General features: G+C 69.3%; 16 protein-coding genes. 11 read left to right on the top strand and 5 right to left on the bottom strand.

The window, feature by feature from the left end:
- Nucleotides 1–10: 10 nt before the first annotated feature.
- From F6A08_RS00750 to F6A08_RS00735, 4 genes are read left to right on the top strand one after another with little or no spacing between them, the layout of a single operon-like run.
- Complete coding sequence (locus F6A08_RS00750) at nt 11–883, top strand: ABC transporter ATP-binding protein (RefSeq protein ID WP_017201329.1); 873 nt, start codon at nt 11–13, stop codon at nt 881–883.
- Nucleotides 880–1,563 (top strand): ABC transporter permease, encoded by a 684-nt coding sequence (locus tag F6A08_RS00745; RefSeq protein WP_017201328.1) that lies wholly within the window; start codon nt 880–882, stop codon nt 1,561–1,563. Before F6A08_RS00750 ends, F6A08_RS00745 begins: the two co-directional genes overlap by 4 nt.
- Nucleotides 1,560–2,285 carry an ABC transporter permease gene (locus tag F6A08_RS00740; RefSeq protein WP_124894488.1) on the top strand — a complete coding sequence of 242 codons (726 nt, stop codon included), beginning with the start codon at nt 1,560–1,562 and terminating at the stop codon, nt 2,283–2,285. The genes F6A08_RS00745 and F6A08_RS00740 overlap by 4 nt, the downstream gene beginning before the upstream one ends.
- Nucleotides 2,286–2,332: 47 nt before the next feature.
- Nucleotides 2,333–3,250: an ABC transporter substrate-binding protein gene (locus F6A08_RS00735; protein ID WP_124894489.1), complete on the top strand. Its 918-nt coding sequence runs from the start codon at nt 2,333–2,335 to the stop codon at nt 3,248–3,250.
- A gap of 50 nt (nt 3,251–3,300) precedes the next feature.
- Here F6A08_RS00735 and F6A08_RS00730 read toward each other — a convergent pair whose 3' ends face one another.
- The gene (locus F6A08_RS00730; protein WP_017201325.1) at nt 3,301–4,509 is read right to left on the bottom strand and encodes an AI-2E family transporter; all 1,209 of its coding nucleotides are present in this window, start codon (nt 4,507–4,509) and stop codon (nt 3,301–3,303) included.
- A 63-nt stretch (nt 4,510–4,572) separates the two neighbouring features.
- Here F6A08_RS00730 and F6A08_RS00725 point away from each other — a divergent pair, with 63 nt between their 5' ends.
- Together F6A08_RS00725 and F6A08_RS00720 are read left to right on the top strand one after the other, a co-directional pair.
- Nucleotides 4,573–4,872 carry a chorismate mutase gene (locus F6A08_RS00725; protein ID WP_124894490.1) on the top strand — a complete coding sequence of 100 codons (300 nt, stop codon included), beginning with the start codon at nt 4,573–4,575 and terminating at the stop codon, nt 4,870–4,872.
- A gap of 162 nt (nt 4,873–5,034) precedes the next feature.
- Entirely contained in the window at nt 5,035–6,195 is a 1,161-nt protein-coding gene (locus tag F6A08_RS00720) for an ROK family protein (protein WP_225855685.1), read from the top strand.
- A 367-nt stretch (nt 6,196–6,562) separates the two neighbouring features.
- On the opposite strand, the gene F6A08_RS00715 is transcribed toward F6A08_RS00720, so the two are convergent.
- The 4 genes from F6A08_RS00715 to F6A08_RS17565 form a co-directional block, all read right to left on the bottom strand.
- On the bottom strand, nt 6,563–7,492 hold the full coding sequence (locus tag F6A08_RS00715; RefSeq protein WP_192576653.1) for a carbohydrate ABC transporter permease: 930 nt from the start codon (nt 7,490–7,492) through the stop codon (nt 6,563–6,565).
- 2 nt (nt 7,493–7,494) lie between these two features.
- Nucleotides 7,495–8,466, bottom strand: coding sequence for a carbohydrate ABC transporter permease (locus F6A08_RS00710; RefSeq protein ID WP_017201321.1), 972 nt, complete (start codon nt 8,464–8,466; stop codon nt 7,495–7,497).
- Nucleotides 8,467–8,497: 31 nt separating this feature from the next.
- Nucleotides 8,498–9,742 carry an extracellular solute-binding protein gene (locus F6A08_RS00705; protein WP_151458331.1) on the bottom strand — a complete coding sequence of 415 codons (1,245 nt, stop codon included), beginning with the start codon at nt 9,740–9,742 and terminating at the stop codon, nt 8,498–8,500.
- Between the two features lie 85 nt (nt 9,743–9,827).
- Nucleotides 9,828–10,004, bottom strand: coding sequence for a hypothetical protein (locus F6A08_RS17565; protein ID WP_157797264.1), 177 nt, complete (start codon nt 10,002–10,004; stop codon nt 9,828–9,830).
- Nucleotides 10,005–10,068: 64 nt separating this feature from the next.
- Between F6A08_RS17565 and F6A08_RS00700 the strand changes: the two genes are divergently transcribed.
- The 5 genes from F6A08_RS00700 (at nt 10,069) to F6A08_RS00680 (ending at nt 14,624) form a co-directional block, all read left to right on the top strand.
- A complete protein-coding gene (locus F6A08_RS00700; protein ID WP_151458330.1) occupies nt 10,069–10,965 on the top strand; it encodes an SIS domain-containing protein in 897 nt (298 codons plus the stop codon).
- A 24-nt stretch (nt 10,966–10,989) separates the two neighbouring features.
- The gene (locus F6A08_RS00695; RefSeq protein ID WP_225855684.1) at nt 10,990–11,982 is read left to right on the top strand and encodes an ROK family protein; all 993 of its coding nucleotides are present in this window, start codon (nt 10,990–10,992) and stop codon (nt 11,980–11,982) included.
- Nucleotides 11,979–12,923: a 1-phosphofructokinase family hexose kinase gene (locus F6A08_RS00690; RefSeq protein ID WP_124894495.1), complete on the top strand. Its 945-nt coding sequence runs from the start codon at nt 11,979–11,981 to the stop codon at nt 12,921–12,923. Before F6A08_RS00695 ends, F6A08_RS00690 begins: the two co-directional genes overlap by 4 nt.
- Nucleotides 12,920–13,759, top strand: coding sequence for a class II fructose-bisphosphate aldolase (locus tag F6A08_RS00685; RefSeq protein ID WP_151458329.1), 840 nt, complete (start codon nt 12,920–12,922; stop codon nt 13,757–13,759). The genes F6A08_RS00690 and F6A08_RS00685 overlap by 4 nt, the downstream gene beginning before the upstream one ends.
- Nucleotides 13,760–13,847: 88 nt before the next feature.
- The gene (locus F6A08_RS00680; protein ID WP_017201314.1) at nt 13,848–14,624 is read left to right on the top strand and encodes a DeoR/GlpR family DNA-binding transcription regulator; all 777 of its coding nucleotides are present in this window, start codon (nt 13,848–13,850) and stop codon (nt 14,622–14,624) included.
- Nucleotides 14,625–14,649 lie beyond the last annotated feature (25 nt).

Raw genomic sequence — 14,649 nt, 5'->3', positions numbered from 1 at the left:
AGACCAGCCCATGATCGAGTTCCGCAACGTGACGAAGCGGTTCCCGGACGGCACCCTCGCCGTCGACGACTTCAGCCTCGTGCTGCCGTCGCGCAAGACCACCGTGTTCGTCGGCTCGTCCGGCTGCGGCAAGACGACCCTGCTGCGCATGATCAACCGCATGGTCGAACCCACCTCGGGAGAGGTCGAGATCGACGGCGAGAGCGTGCTCGGCGGAGACCCGGTCGCCTTGCGTCGTCGGATCGGCTACGTGATGCAGAACTCCGGACTGATGCCGCATTTCACCGTGCTCGACAACGTCGCGACGGTGCTGCGGCTGACCGGTGTGAAGAAGGCAGAGGCCCACAAGCGCGCCCGCACGCTGCTCGACACGGTCGGGCTCGACCAGTCGCTCGCCGAGCGCTACCCGAGTCAGCTGTCGGGCGGACAGCAGCAGCGCGTGGGCGTGGCCCGCGGGCTCGCCGCGGATCCCAACATCCTGCTGATGGACGAGCCGTTCGGCGCGGTCGACCCGATCGTGCGGGCCGACCTGCAGCAGGAGACGCTGCGACTCCAGCGCGAACTCGACAAGACGGTCGTCTTCGTCACCCACGACATCGACGAGGCGTTCCTGCTCGGCGACCAGGTCGTGATCCTCGACAAGGGCGCCCGCGTGGTGCAGGTGGGCAGCCCGAGCGAGATCATCGAGAACCCGGCTGACGACTTCGTGGCGGCGTTCATCGGCGCCGACCGCGGACGCCGTGCCCTGCACCTGAAGCAGACGCCGCGCGGAACCGTCGTCGTCGACTCCGAGGGGCGCACTCAGGGTGCGATCGTCGACGTGCCCGATTCCGTGACCGACGCGCTCCTGAGCGAGGAGAGCGCGACGAAGGGCGCTCCGTGAACTGGGTCGTCGACAACCTCGGGCTCATCCTCGAGCTGACCGCGATCCACCTGCAGCAGAGCGCGATCGCGATCGTCCTCGGCTTCGTCCTCTCGCTGCCGCTGGGCTGGGTGGCCTGGCGGTATCAGCTCGTGAAGGGACCGGTCATCGTCCTGACCGGTCTGCTCTACACGATCCCGTCCCTGGCGCTGCTGATCCTGCTGCCCTCCATCGCGGGCTATCCCGCCCGCAGCCCGGCGAACCTCATCATCGGTCTCACGATCTACGCGATCGCGATCCTGGTGCGGGCCGTGTCCGATGGGCTGGACTCCGTCGACCCGGCCATCCGGCAGTCGGCGACCGCCATGGGCTACGGCGGTTTCCGCCGGTTCTGGACGGTCGACTTCCCGCTCGCGGGTCCGGTCGTGCTCGCCGGCCTCCGCGTGGCGGCGGTCAGTACGATCTCCCTCGCTACGGTCGGAATCCTCGTCGGGGTCAACAACCTCGGCTACCTGTTCACGAACGGTCTGCAGCGCCGCATCCTGGCAGAGGTCTTCTCCGGTGTCGTCGCGGTGGTGGTCATCGCGCTCGTGATCGATCTGCTGCTCCTGCTGCTCGGCCGCGCCCTGATGCCGTGGACCAGGGCGGCGAAGGTCCCGGCGGCCGCCCGCCAGACCGCGACGGTGAGGGCTGCCGCATGAACGTGTTCACCGAAGCCCTCGCGTGGCTCTTCTCGCCGGACCGCTGGGTGGGGCCCTATGCGCTGCCCATCCTGTTCGGCCAGCACATGTACTTCACCCTGGTCTCGGTCGTGATCGCCGCGGTGATCGCCGTGCCGCTGGGCTGGCTCATCGGCCACACGGGCAAGGGGCGCGAAGTCGCGGTCGCGGTCGCCGGCGCCGCCAGGGCGATCCCCTCGTTCGGACTCATGGTGCTGCTCGTGCTGCTGCTCGGCGTGCTCCGCATCCCGGAGGCCGCGATCATCACGTTCGTGCTCCTGGCCATCCCGTCGCTCCTCGCCGGGGCGTACACCGGACTCGAGGCGATCGACCGCCGCATCCTCGACTCGGCCCGGGCCATGGGGATGACCGAATGGCAGGTGTTCTGGAAGGTCGAGGTGCCGCTGGGGCTCCCGCTGCTCGTCGGCGGCATCCGTGCGGCGCTCCTCCAGGTGATCGCCACGGTCACCATCGCCGCCTACATCAACCTCGGCGGTCTCGGCCAGCCGATCATCCAGGGCATTCCGCTGCGCAAGTTCGACCAGGTGCTGGGCGGGGCCATCCTGGTGGCCGTCCTCGCCCTGATCGTCGATCTGCTCCTCGCGATCGTCCAGCATGCCGTGGTCTCCGCCGGAGTCCGCAGCGCTCCGCAGAAGCGTCGATCGCGATCCGCCCTCAAGGCGGCGGCTCCCGCCACCGCCTGACCACCGACCCACAGCATCTCCCGTTGTCCCAGAGAAGAGGAAGTCACATGTTCACAGCACGCAAGTCACGGCTCGCCCTCGCCGGCGGCGTCTCGCTCGTCGCGGCGCTCACGCTCGGCGGCTGCGCCAGCAGCAACCCGCTCGACGCTCCCTCCGAGGACTCGGGCTCCGGCGGCGGCGACACGATCGTCATCGGCTCGCAGGCGTACTACTCGAACGAGATCATCGCCGAGATCTACTCGCAGGCACTCGAGGCCGCCGGCTTCGACGTCGACGAGCAGTTCAGCATCGGCCAGCGCGACGCGTACATGCCGGATGTCGAATCGGGCGCGATCGACGTGTTCCCGGAGTACACGGGCAACCTGCTCGAGTACCTCGACAAGGACGCGACCGCTACGAGCCCCGAGGATGTCTACGCCGCGCTGAAGGAAGCGCTGCCCGAGGGGCTCACCGCACTCGACTACGCCGAGGCCTCCGACCAGGACACGTACACCGTGCTGAAGAGCTTCGCCGAGGAGAACGACCTCACCTCGATCGGAGACCTCTCGAAGGTCACCACCCCGGTCACGATCGGTGCGGCGCCGGAGTTCGAGCAGCGTCCGTACGGCCCCGCCAAGGCGAAGGAGGTCTACGGCGTCGACCTCGGCTTCTCGGCGACGGGTCCGACCACGCTCGAGTCGCTGCTGGCCGGTGAGATCCAGGTCGCCGACATCTACTCGGCCGACCCGGCGTTCCAGACCGAGGACATCGTCGCGCTCGAGGACCCGGAGAACATCATCCTCGCCTCCAACGTCGTGCCGATCGTCTCGAGCGACGTGGCCGACGAGGTGTCCGACGTGATCAACGCGATCAGCGCCAAGCTGACCGCCGAGGAGCTCGTCGCCCTGAACGTGCAGAGCACGGTCGATCAGAAGTCGGCGAGCGACATCGCCGAGCAGTGGCTGGCCGACAACGACCTCAGCTGACTTCCGCCCTCACGAGCGCCCGGGCCCCTCAGGGTCCGGGCGCTCGTGCGTCAGAGGCGGGCGTCCTGCTTGGGAACGACGACCTGCTTGATGATGATCAGGATGGACGCGGTCACGGGCACCGCGACGAGGGCGCCGAGGAGTCCGAGCAGGGTACCGCCGGCGAGGGCGCCGATGACCACGAGGGATCCGGGCACCGCCACCGCACGGTTCATCACGCGCGGGGTCAGCACGTACGCCTCCACCTGCATGTACACCAGGTAGATCGCCGCGAAGATGAGGGCCGCGATCGGATCCGTGAACAGGGCGAGGCCGGTGCCGATGATCCAGAACAGCACGGATCCGACGAGCGGGATCAGCGTCACGCAGAACGCGATGGTCGCCATGAGGGGCGGGAACGGCAGCCCGAGGACCGTGTACAGGATGAGTGCGAGCGTCGCGTTGCAGAACGCCAGGATCACCATGCCCATCACGTAGCCGCCGACCGAGTCGGTGATCTGCTCCGAGATGTCGGCGGCCCGAGCCCGGTCGCGCGCAGGGGCCAGGCGGAGCAGGCCCTGCTTCATGGCGGGCAGGGTCGCGAGGAAGTACAGGGTGAGGACGAGGACGACGATCGCGCCCGAGATGCCGGTGGCGATCGAGGCGCCGACAGCGAGGGCGCCGCCTCCGATCGTGGCGAGATTGCCGAAGTCGGAGAGGAACTTCTGCACCTCGCCGACGAGATCCTGGAACTGATCGCCGAACTGGGCGTTCAGCGTCGCATAGAGATCGGTTCTCGTGAAGTCCTGGATCATGCCGGGAACCGACTTCACGAAGCTGGTGATCTGGTCGATCACGATGGGGATGACCATCCACAGCACGAGCGCGAACACGACGATCAGCGCGAGGATCGTGATGACGACCGCGATCGCCCGGGACAGGCCGCGGCGCTCCAGGAACCGCACGGCGGGGTCGAGGCCGAGCGCGCCGAAGAGGGCGAGGGCGATGTAGATCAGGACGGTCGACAGGCTCGAGATCGCGAGGCCGATGACGATGGCGCCCAGACCGCCCAGCGTCAGGAGGAAGCCGAACACGAAGGGACGGTCGATGCGCGTCCAGATCGACCGGCTCGGTGTCGGCGGATCGACGGGCTCGGCGGCCGCGGGGACGGTCTCAGTGAGCGTCGGGGCCTCTCCACCCGGTGCGGGCGTCTGCTCGAGGTGCGGCTCCGCGGCAGCGTCGTCGTGGGACGCGGGAGAGGGCGACTCGTCGTTGCTCATGTGCTCACGATAGCGGGGAAGCGGAGCGAAACCAGGGTCTGATGCGGCTCTAGAGTAGGGGGCATGACCGCCGCCGAGGACCCGAAGGCCGAACTGCTCCGACTTCGCGCCACCATCGACAACATCGACGCCGCACTGATCTTCATGCTGGCCGAGCGCTTCCGCGCGACCCAGCAGGTCGGGCACCTGAAGGCCGAGCACCAGATGCCGGCATCCGATCCGAATCGGGAGGAGCAGCAGGTCGCGCGGCTCCGCGCACTCGCTGAGGAGGCGCATCTCGACCCGGAGTTCGCGGAGAAGTGGTTCAACTTCGTGGTGGCTGAGGTGATCCGCCACCACACGGAGGCGGCCGAGAGCCGCTGAAAGAGGTGCCGGACGGGCGACGGTGTGTGCAGCACTCGCCCGTCCGGAGCTGTGAGAGGCCGAGAAGGCCAACTAAGTTCAATGAATAAACTTAGGGAGAGACTACGGATCGTCTGACGATCTGTCAACAACTCGCGACGGATGGCTCTGGAACGGGAACGCATGATCAACACGGATGACGGCCTCGACACGCAGGCGTCGGTTCGGCGTGCGAACCTGCGGCGGGCGCTGCAGCTCGTGTTCCGAAACCCCGGCACACAGACCAGGGCCGGCATCGCGCGCTCGACCGGGCTGACCGCTGCGACGGCATCCTCCCTCGTCGCGGAGCTGATCGACACCCGCCTGGTCGTCGAGGGAGAGCAGGCCGCGAGCACCGGAGGGAAACGGGCCACGACACTCAGCATCGATGCGAGTCACCATCTGATCCTCGTGCTGGTGATCCAGCCTCTGCACGCGGACATCGCCCTGGTGGCGCTGGACGGCTCCGAGGTGGAGACCCGCGAGGTGAGCTACAGCCCTGCGGAGCGCGACCGCCTCCTCGACGAGGCCGTCGCGGAGGTGGCCGCCGAGTTCCGCGGACGCCTGCTCGCGGTCGGAGTGCAGCTGCCGGGAACCACCGACGGGCGGTCGGTGCTCGAGAGCGTGCAGCTGCGGTGGCAGGACGTGCCTCTCGCCGAGCGGCTCGAGCAGATCGTCGACGCCCCGGTGCTGCTCGTGAACGACGTCGACGCGGAGGCCATCGCGGAGGCCGGGATGGACGAGTCGCCGTCCGGATACCGCCTCTTCATCCACCTGGGCGGGGGCGTCGGGGCGGCCGTCACGCTCGACGGCGAACTCGCCCCCGGTCCGCGGGACCGCGCCGGCGAGATCGGACACGTCCAGGTCGTCTTCGGTGAGGCCGCTCGCGCCTGCCGCTGCGGACAACGCGGCTGCCTGGAATCCGCCGCCGCGATGGGCGCCATGCTCGGGGAGGAGTTCTCCGATGCGCTCGACCCCGCGGCGATCGCGGAACTCGTCGCGCGGGCGGATCAGGCGCAGATCGACGAGGGGGCGCGCGCCCTGGCCCGTGCCATCAAGCTCATCGCGGCCCTGCTCGATCCCACCGAGGTGGTCATCGGCGGTCCGGCCGCCCAGCTCGGTCCGCGGTTCCTCGAGAGGGTGCGCCGCGAGACCGAGTACCCGGCGCGGGGGACGGCGCAGGTCCCCGTCCGCTACGCCGACCCCCGGGTCTCGCTCTCCGCCGGCGCCGCCCAGGCCGCGCTCACCGCGACCCTCGGTGTGCGCTGGAATCCGCAGCAGCTGCGCGCCGCACCCCCGTCCTGAGGCCCGAGCGTCGCGTGCCCGCGCAGGTCCGCGGACGGATGTCGGGCCGGCGGACGGATGTCGGGCGGGCGGATGTCGGGCCGGCGGACGGATGTCGGGCGGGATGCCGGGTTTCCCTCCGGCATCCGTCCATCCGTCCGACAGGTGTCCCGGCAGCGGACGGGTCCGTGGACGGGTCCGTGGACGGGTCCGCGGACGGATGTCGGGCGGGCGGACGGATGTCGGGCCGGATGCCGGGTTTCCCTCCGGCATCCGTCCATCCGTCCGACAGGTGTCCCGGCATCCGTGCATCCGTCCGACAGGTGTCCCGACGGCAGGTGTCCCGACGGGCGGGACCCGGGCGGGACCCCGGCGGCGGGCGCCGAACCTACTTGACGCTGCCTGCCGTGAGTCCGCCGACGAGGCGCTTCTCGATGAGCATGAACAGGATGACGACGGGCAGGATCGCGACGATCGACACGCCGAACACGTACTGCCAGCTCGTCTCGTACTGCCCGACGAACTTGGTCAGGGCGACCGACAGCGGCTGATTCTTGTCGGTCGACAGGATCACGAGCGAGGCTGCGAACTCGTTCCAGCAGGCCACGAACGTGAACACGATCGCGGTGACGATGCCGGGCCACACGAGCGGAAGGTTGATCTTGAACAGCACGGTGAAGCGTCCGGCGCCGTCGATCTGCGCCGCTTCGTCGATCTCCTTCGGAATGCCGGCGAAGAAGGAGTGCATGATCCAGACCGCGAACGACAGGTTGAACGCGGCGTTGATGAAGATCATCGCGGCCCACGTGTCGCCGAGGCCGAGCGTCGTGAACTGTCGGAACAGGCCGGACGTCAGCACCGCCGGCTGCAGCATCTGCGTGACGATCACGAGGAACAGGAACACCATGCGGCCGGGGAAGGTGAATCTCGCCGTGTAGTACGCCGCCGGCAGCGACACGAGCAGCACGAGCAGCGTCGCGAACACGGCGATGATGATCGTCGAGATGAGGTTGTACGGCAGCGGCGTCTCGGGCGTCGACCACATCGAGAGGTAGTTCTCCCAGTGCCACTCGATCGGGAGGTACGTCGGGTCGACCGAGCGGATCTGCGACTTCGTCTTCACGGAGCCGAAGAACATGATGAGGTACGGCAGCACGAAGATGGCGAGCACGAGGAACCCGGCGACGGTGCGCAGGATCACGCGAGGCAGCGTCACCTGGTCTTCCGTGTAGCGGCGCTTGCGTCCGGGAGCCGGAGGTGTGGCGCGGCGGCCGCGGCCTCCCGTGGTGGTCACGAGCTCGGTCTCGGTCACGGTCATGATCAGACCTCCTTCATGGGCTTGACGATCTTCACGTATGCCGCGACGATCACGATGACGATGAGGAACGCCACCACGGAGAGGGCGCTGGCGACATCCACCTTCTTCTGCAGCTCGATGTACTTGAAGATCAGGGTCATGATCGTGTCGGCGCCGTAGCCGGGGATCGATCCGGTCATCACCTTCAGGATCGGCAGCGAGTTGAAGACGTTGATGATGTTGATGAGGATCGCCACCGCCAGGGCGCTCCGCAGCTGCGGCAGCACGATGGACCAGTAGGTGCGGGCGGGGCCGGCGCCATCCATCTTCGCGGCCTCGATCGCGTCGGCCGGAACCGACTGGAGCCCGGCGAGGATCGTGTACGTCGTGAACGGAAGTGAGACGAAGATCGCGATCACGATCGACCAGATGAACGCCGTGGTGGGGTTCTTGGTCCATCCGTAGCCGACGGCGTCATCCGACAGTCCGATGTCGTAGAGGAACTTGTTGAAGATCCCGAAGTAGGGCTCGAGGCTGTAGTAGAACACCATGGTCGTCATCACGACGGACGCGGCCCACGGCACGATCACGGCCATGCGGACGAGCTGCCTGCCCGGGAAGGCCTTGTTCAGGATCTGCGCCAGCCCGAGCGAGATGACGACGGTGAGCGCGACGACCGAGACCACCCAAACGATCGTGCGGAAGAAGATCGGCCAGAACTCGGCGAAGGCGAACACGGTGGCGAAGTTGTCGAAGCCGACCGAGCCCTTGTCGAGGCCCGACAGCGAGATGTCGCGCGTCGAGTTGAAGAACATCACGCCGGCGGGGAACAGCACGACGCCGATGATGAGCAGCAGGGCCGGTGCGATCCAGGGCAGCGCCTGGAGCAGATCCTTTCCCCCGGGCCTGCCGCGCGTGGCATCCGGGGTCTTCGGGGTGCGGGGGCGGCTGTCCGCCGCCCCCGCGAGGTTCGAGGACTCTGTCTTCTGGCTCATTCGGGTACCCGAACCTCTCCGATCAGCGGGCTCAGCCCGCGTCGACCTGCGACTGGATCTCGGTCAGCACATCCTGTGCCGGCTTCGACTGCAGCTGTCCGAACAGGGACTTGAACGCACCGTCTGCGGCCGACCACTTCGGGTTCGTCGACGGGTAGAACTGGGCGTCGGGCAGCACGTCGAGGAACGGCTTGAGAGCCTCCTCGCCGGAGAGCTGCTCGGCACCGGACTTGGTGACCGGGAGGAAGCCCTCGGCCTGCACCCACGGGACGTACACGTCGGGCGAGTAGTAGTAGTCGAAGAACTTCGTGATCGCCTCCTTCTTGTCGTCGTCGTTCTGGAACGCCATCAGCTGGTCCATGACGCCGAGCGTGAAGGGCGAGCCGTCCTTCGTGGGGATCGGGACGATGGAGTAGTCCAGGTCGGGGTTGTTGTCGGCGATCTGTCCGACCGTCGGCGGCAGGCCGACCTGCATGCCGATCTTGCCCTGGATGAAGATGTCCATCAGCGGGGAGCGCTGCGTCGAGCCGGGGTCTGCCTGCGTCGCACCGGCGTCGATCATCTTCTTGATCTGCTCGGCGCCGACGAGGTTCTCCGGGGTGTCGATCGTGATCTCCGACGCGTCGCCGAAGGAGCCGCCCCCGCCCCACAGCCAGACGGCTGCCTCGGCCTGCGCCTCTTCGGAGCCGAGCGGCATGCCGTAACCCGCGACGCCACCGCCGAGCGCCGACACCTTGGTCGCGGCGTCGAGCAGCGAGTCCCAGTCGGTCGGCGCCTCGACACCCGCCTGGTTGAGCAGGGCGTTGTTGACGAACAGGGCGCGCGCAGAGGCGATGAGGGGCAGCGCATAGGCGGTGCCGTCGACCTCGGCGTTCTTCAGAAACGACTCCTGGAAGTCGGAGTAGGTGTCTTCGGAGACGACGTCCTTCGTCGGGTACAGGAGCTCGTCGCCCACGAAGCCGGCGAACGGGCCGCCGTTGTAGATGTCCGGTGCCTCGTTCGCCTGGATCTTGGTGGAGACGACCTTCTCGAGGTTGTCCCAGGACTGCACCTCGAGCTCGACCTTGATGTCGGGGTTGGCCTTCTCGAACCCGTCGATGACGGTCTCCCAGTTGGCCTTGGTGCCGTCGGAGTAGCTGGGGACGAGCAGGTCGAGGGTGGTGGATCCCTCCTCGCCTCCGCTGTCGCCGGACGATCCGCCGAACCCGCACGAAGCGAGCGAGAGCGTGGCGACGGCCGCGATGGCGGCGGCACCGAACCGCAGTGACTTCTTCATGTGTATTGCATTCCTCACTGTGAGTGACCACTCCGCGGCGGCGGGGCCGCTTCGGAGGGGGGTGTGGTGCACAGTCGCAAGCACATCACGCGACGGTGCGTGGTGATCGCTTCGCCGGGTGGCAGCCGCGATCGTTCAAGCCGAGGCTCGGGTTCTCGGCGACGATCAGGACCGGCGTCGAGGCGGTGGAACTTGTCCGATTATTTGTCAGGAGAACAAACAAAATCAAGAAGATCCTGAGGTTGCCGTTCTTATGCGCCATAGTATGATCGAAACCGGCATCAAACGATCACAAGTATGCAACATATCGCTCGAAAGGCCGTTCCATGACCGAATCGCTGCCCGGCGCGCACATGCGCGAAGAACTCCACTCCCAGCCCGCCATGTGGGCCAGGGCCGCCGATCTGACGGCTGAGCAGAAGCGGCTTCCCGCGTCCGGCGCGCGCATCGCGGTCGTCGGCTGCGGCACCTCGTGGTTCATGGCCCAGTCGTATGCGGCGCTGCGAGAGACCTCCGGTCAGGGCGAGACCGACGCTTTCGCCGCATCCGAGGCCTTCATCGATCGCGGCTACGACGCCGTCGTCGCGCTCACCCGCTCCGGCACGACCACCGAGGTCCTCGAGCTCGTCGAGCGCATCAAGGGACGCATCCCGACCGTCGGCGTGATCGGCGACCCCGAGTCCCCGCTCGTCTCGCTCGTGGACGAAGCCGTGCTGCTGCCCTTCGCCGACGAGAAGTCCGTGGTGCAGACTCGCTTCGCCACCACGGCGCTCGCCCTGTTCCGCGCCTCCCTCGGCGAGAACCTGGACGCCGCGATCGCCGACGCCGAGGCCGTGCTGGTCGAGCCCGGTGACGAGGAGCTGCGCGATGCCGACCAGTACACCTTCCTCGGTCGCGGCTGGACGATCGGACTCGCCCACGAGGCCGCCCTCAAGCTGCGCGAGTCGTCGCAGTCGTGGACGGAGGCCTACCCCTCGATGGACTACCGCCACGGCCCGATCGCGATCGCCGCTCCCGGTCGGGTGACCTGGCAGTTCGGCGAAGCTCCGGAGGGACTCTCGGCGCAGGTCGAGGCCACCGGCGCCCGGTTCGAGCAGCGCGCCATCGACCCGCTCGCCGACCTCGTGCGCCTGCACCGCACGGCCCTCGACCGCGCCGTCGCCCGGGGCCTCGACCCCGACCAGCCGCGCAACCTCACGCGATCCGTCATCCTGGATGCATGACACGAACCCCCGCCGGAGCCGATCATGACCGGAGCTGACGGGACGGGCAGCGTCCCCGACGTCGAGCGCGACGCCGCGGGGGAGCGGCTCGCCGCTGTGCGCGCCCTCGGGCCCGGTGCCCCCGTGCTGGCCTTCGACGTGGGCGGCACCGACATCAAGTCCGCGCTGTTCGACGCGGACGGCACGGCGCTCGGTCTGCGCCGCACACCCACCCCGATCGTGGAGGGCGATCGCACGCAGGCGCTGCTCGAGCGCCTCGACGTGCTCGCTGCGGAACTGCGGACGACGCATCCGGAGGTCGTGCCGCAGGCGGTCGGCCTCGTCGTGCCGGGAATCGTGGATGCGGACGCGGGGATCGGGATCTTCGCGAGCAACCTCGGCTGGCACGACGCTCCGCTCCGCGACCTCGCGTCCGCACGCCTCGGCCTCCCCGTGGCGTTCGACCACGACGTGCGGGCCGCGAGCTGGGCCGAGCGCCGGCTCGGCGGCGCCCGTGATTACGCGGACGCGGTCGTGCTCGTGATCGGCACCGGTATCGCCGGCGCCCTCCTCGTCGGCGGCGTGCCCTACACGGCCGGCGGCTACGCCGGTGAGATCGGGCACTCGCCCATCGCGGACGGCCCCGTCTGCGCGTGCGGCGCCCGCGGCTGCCTGGAGGCGGTCGCATCGGCCGGAGCCATCGCGCGTCGCTACCGCGAGGCCACCGGCATCACCCCGGAAGGGGCGAAGGACGTGATCGCCAGGGCGGCGGCCGGTGACGAGGTCGCCGCGGAGATCTGGAACTCCGCGCTCGACGCCCTCACGATGTCCCTGGCCCAGCTCACGGCGGTGGTGGCGCCGCAGGCCGTCGTCATCGGCGGGGGACTGTCCCGTGCCGGAGGCGCGCTGTTCGACGAGCTGCGCTCACGGCTCGCCGCCCGGCTCAGCTTCCACCGCATCCCGGTGCTCGTCCCGGCGCAGCTCTCCGGCAACGCGGGCCTGCTCGGTGCGGCCCTGCGCGCGAGGGAGCTCACATGATCCTCACCGTGACACCGAACCCCGCCCTCGACCTCACCTGGCACGTCGACCGTCTCATCGAAGGCGGCACGCACCGAGCGGATGCCGGAGCGGCCCGAGCCGGCGGCAAGGGCCTCAACGTCGCCCGCGTGGCGCACGCGCAGGGGTCCGCCGTCCTCGCCGTCACCACCGCCGGCGGTCGGGCGGGCGAGGAGTTCGCCGCCGAACTCGCCGCGAGCGGAGTGCCGCACGCGCTGGTGCCGGTCGCCGCCGACACCCGACGGAGCGTGGCGATCGTCGACCGGACGCTCGGCGACACCACCATCATCAACGAGCGCGGGGCGAACCCGACCGATCTCGAGTGGGCGGCGCTGATCGGTGAGGTCGTGGAACGGCTGGCCGCGGCGAGCGTGCTCGTCGTCTCCGGCAGCCTCCCGCCCGGGGCGCCGGAGACGCTGCTGCCCCTGCTGATCAGGGTCGGGCGCGACGCGGGCGTCCCCGTCATCGTGGATACCTCCGGTCCCGCTCTCCTCCGCGCGGCGGATGCCGGAGCGACGGTCCTCAAGCCGAACATGGCCGAGCTCGTCGAGGCGACCGGCATCGCGGATCCGGTCGAGGGCGCCCGCTCCCTGATCGGCCGCGGCGCCGAACTGGTGCTGCTCTCGCTCGGAGCGGACGGAATGCTCGCCGTCACCGCCGCCGACCTCGTGCACGCACGGCTCGATCAGCCGCTCGCCGGCAACCCCACCGGTGCCGGCGACGCGGGGGTCGCGGCCTGCGCGGTGCGGTACGCCGCGGGAGACCGCGACCCCGCGTCGATCCTTCGCCTGGCCACCGCCTGGTCTGCCGCCGCGGTGCTCACCCCCCTCGCCGGCGACATCTCCTCCCGCTGGACCGAGCTCGAGCAGCAGCTCCGCGTCTCGCATCCCGATCCCTCTTCATTCCGGAAGGACCCCTCGTGACCCTCGTCTCCGCTCGCGACCTCGTCTCCGCGGCATCCGCCGCCGGCACCGGGATCGGCGCGTTCAACGTGATCCATCTCGAGACCGCGGAGGGGCTGGTGCGCGCTGCGGCCCTCGCGCAGCTGCCGGTCATCCTGCAGATCTCGCAGAACTGCGCCGACTATCACGGGGGGCTCGAGCCGATCGCTCTGGCCACGATGGCCGTCGCGCGTCGTGCGGAGACCCCCGTCGCGGTGCACCTCGATCATGCGGAGCGGCCTGAGCTGGTGGACGAGGCCGTCGCGCTGGGCTTCGGGTCGGTCATGTTCGACGGCGGGGCGCTTCCCTATGACGAGAACGTCGCCCTGACGGCTGCGGTGGTCGAGCGCGCCCATGCGGCAGGGGTGTATGTCGAGGGGGAGCTCGGCGAGGTGGGCGGCAAGGACGGAGCGCACGCGCCCGGAGTGCGCACGGACCCCGGCGAGGCGCGGCAGTTCGTCGCGGCCACCGGCGTCGACGCGCTGGCCGTCGCGGTCGGCTCCTCGCACGCGATGACCGATCGCACGGCCTCCCTGGATCTCGACCTGATCCGGCGGCTGCACCAGACCCTGCCCGTCCCGCTCGTGCTGCACGGATCCTCCGGCGTCGCGGACGAGGTCATTGCGGATGCGGTGCGGGCAGGCATGACGAAGATCAACGTCTCCACGCACCTGAACGGGTTCTTCACACGCGCCGTCCGCGAGAAGCTGGCGGCGGACGAGGGGCTGGTCGATTCGCGCAAGTACCTCGCCCCCGCGCGCGAGGCGCTCGCGCAGGAGGCCGCCCGCCTGCTCCGACTCTTCGCCCTCGCCTCATGACCGCGCAGATCCTCACCCGGGTCGCAGGGATCCCGACCACGGCTGCGACCTCGCGGCGAAACTGCGACGGCAGCGGAGGAGATCGCCGATGAAGCGCGCGGCACGACTCAACGCCATCCTCGACCTGCTGGCGGCGAACGGCGAGGTCTCGGTCGAGGAGCTGGTCGAGCAGTTCGGCGCCTCCCCCGCGACCACGCGCCGTGACCTCGACAGCCTCGCCGAACAGCGCCTCCTCACACGCACGCACGGCGGAGCGGTGGCGCAGACCGTCGCCTACGAGCTGCCCATCCGCTACAAGAGCCACCTCCGCACCCACGAGAAGGCCACCATCGCGCAGACCGCGGCCGGTCTCGTGGCGCCAGGGATGGTGGTCGGGCTCTCCGGCGGCACCACCACCACGGCCATCGCGGCCGCCCTCGCCGCGCGGGAGGACCTGGCGGCGAACGGCGGCATCACCGTCGTCACGAACGCCGTCAACATCGCCGCACAGCTCGCCACGCGCCCCGACATCAAGGTCGTCGTCACCGGCGGTGTCATCCATTCACGCAGCTACGAGCTGGTGGGCCCCTTCGTCGAGCAGCTGCTGCGAGGCGTGCGCCTCGACATCGCGTTCATCGGGGTGAACGGGATGGATGCCGCAGCCGGTGCCAGCACCCAGGATGAGCGCGAGGCCGCGGTGAACCGCATGATGGCCGAACGCGCCCGACGCGCCGTCGTCGTCACCGACGGCAGCAAGCTCGGCGTCGAGGCCTTCTCCACCGTCGGCGGCGTCGAGCTCTTCCCGACCGTGATCACGGACGCCGGCGCCGATCCGACGGCCCTCACGGCATTGCGCAGCGCGGGCTACCAGGTGCTCGTCGCCTGAACGCGGACACCCCGAAGGGCCCCGA

It is taken from the genome of Microbacterium algeriense (assembly GCF_008868005.1).
Classification (GTDB): domain Bacteria; phylum Actinomycetota; class Actinomycetes; order Actinomycetales; family Microbacteriaceae; genus Microbacterium; species Microbacterium algeriense.
Note: the sequence above shows the minus strand (reverse complement) of the source record. Positions and strands in the feature narration are given on the sequence as shown.

What these genes read in the sequence shown, in the direction of transcription:
- F6A08_RS00735 (WP_124894489.1), top strand. Translation starts at nt 2,333, where the DNA reads ATGTTCACAGCACGCAAGTCACGGCTCGCCCTCGCCGGCGGCGTCTCG.
- F6A08_RS00690 (WP_124894495.1), top strand. Translation starts at nt 11,979, where the DNA reads ATGATCCTCACCGTGACACCGAACCCCGCCCTCGACCTCACCTGGCAC.
- F6A08_RS00705 (WP_151458331.1), bottom strand. Translation starts at nt 9,742, where the DNA reads ATGAAGAAGTCACTGCGGTTCGGTGCCGCCGCCATCGCGGCCGTCGCC.
- F6A08_RS00710 (WP_017201321.1), bottom strand. Translation starts at nt 8,466, where the DNA reads ATGAGCCAGAAGACAGAGTCCTCGAACCTCGCGGGGGCGGCGGACAGC.
- F6A08_RS17565 (WP_157797264.1), bottom strand. Translation starts at nt 10,004, where the DNA reads ATGGCGCATAAGAACGGCAACCTCAGGATCTTCTTGATTTTGTTTGTT.
- F6A08_RS00750 (WP_017201329.1), top strand. Translation starts at nt 11, where the DNA reads ATGATCGAGTTCCGCAACGTGACGAAGCGGTTCCCGGACGGCACCCTC.
- F6A08_RS00740 (WP_124894488.1), top strand. Translation starts at nt 1,560, where the DNA reads ATGAACGTGTTCACCGAAGCCCTCGCGTGGCTCTTCTCGCCGGACCGC.
- F6A08_RS00680 (WP_017201314.1), top strand. Translation starts at nt 13,848, where the DNA reads ATGAAGCGCGCGGCACGACTCAACGCCATCCTCGACCTGCTGGCGGCG.
- F6A08_RS00720 (WP_225855685.1), top strand. Translation starts at nt 5,035, where the DNA reads ATGATCAACACGGATGACGGCCTCGACACGCAGGCGTCGGTTCGGCGT.
- F6A08_RS00725 (WP_124894490.1), top strand. Translation starts at nt 4,573, where the DNA reads ATGACCGCCGCCGAGGACCCGAAGGCCGAACTGCTCCGACTTCGCGCC.
- F6A08_RS00715 (WP_192576653.1), bottom strand. Translation starts at nt 7,492, where the DNA reads ATGACCGTGACCGAGACCGAGCTCGTGACCACCACGGGAGGCCGCGGC.
- F6A08_RS00695 (WP_225855684.1), top strand. Translation starts at nt 10,990, where the DNA reads ATGACCGGAGCTGACGGGACGGGCAGCGTCCCCGACGTCGAGCGCGAC.
- F6A08_RS00730 (WP_017201325.1), bottom strand. Translation starts at nt 4,509, where the DNA reads ATGAGCAACGACGAGTCGCCCTCTCCCGCGTCCCACGACGACGCTGCC.
- F6A08_RS00700 (WP_151458330.1), top strand. Translation starts at nt 10,069, where the DNA reads ATGACCGAATCGCTGCCCGGCGCGCACATGCGCGAAGAACTCCACTCC.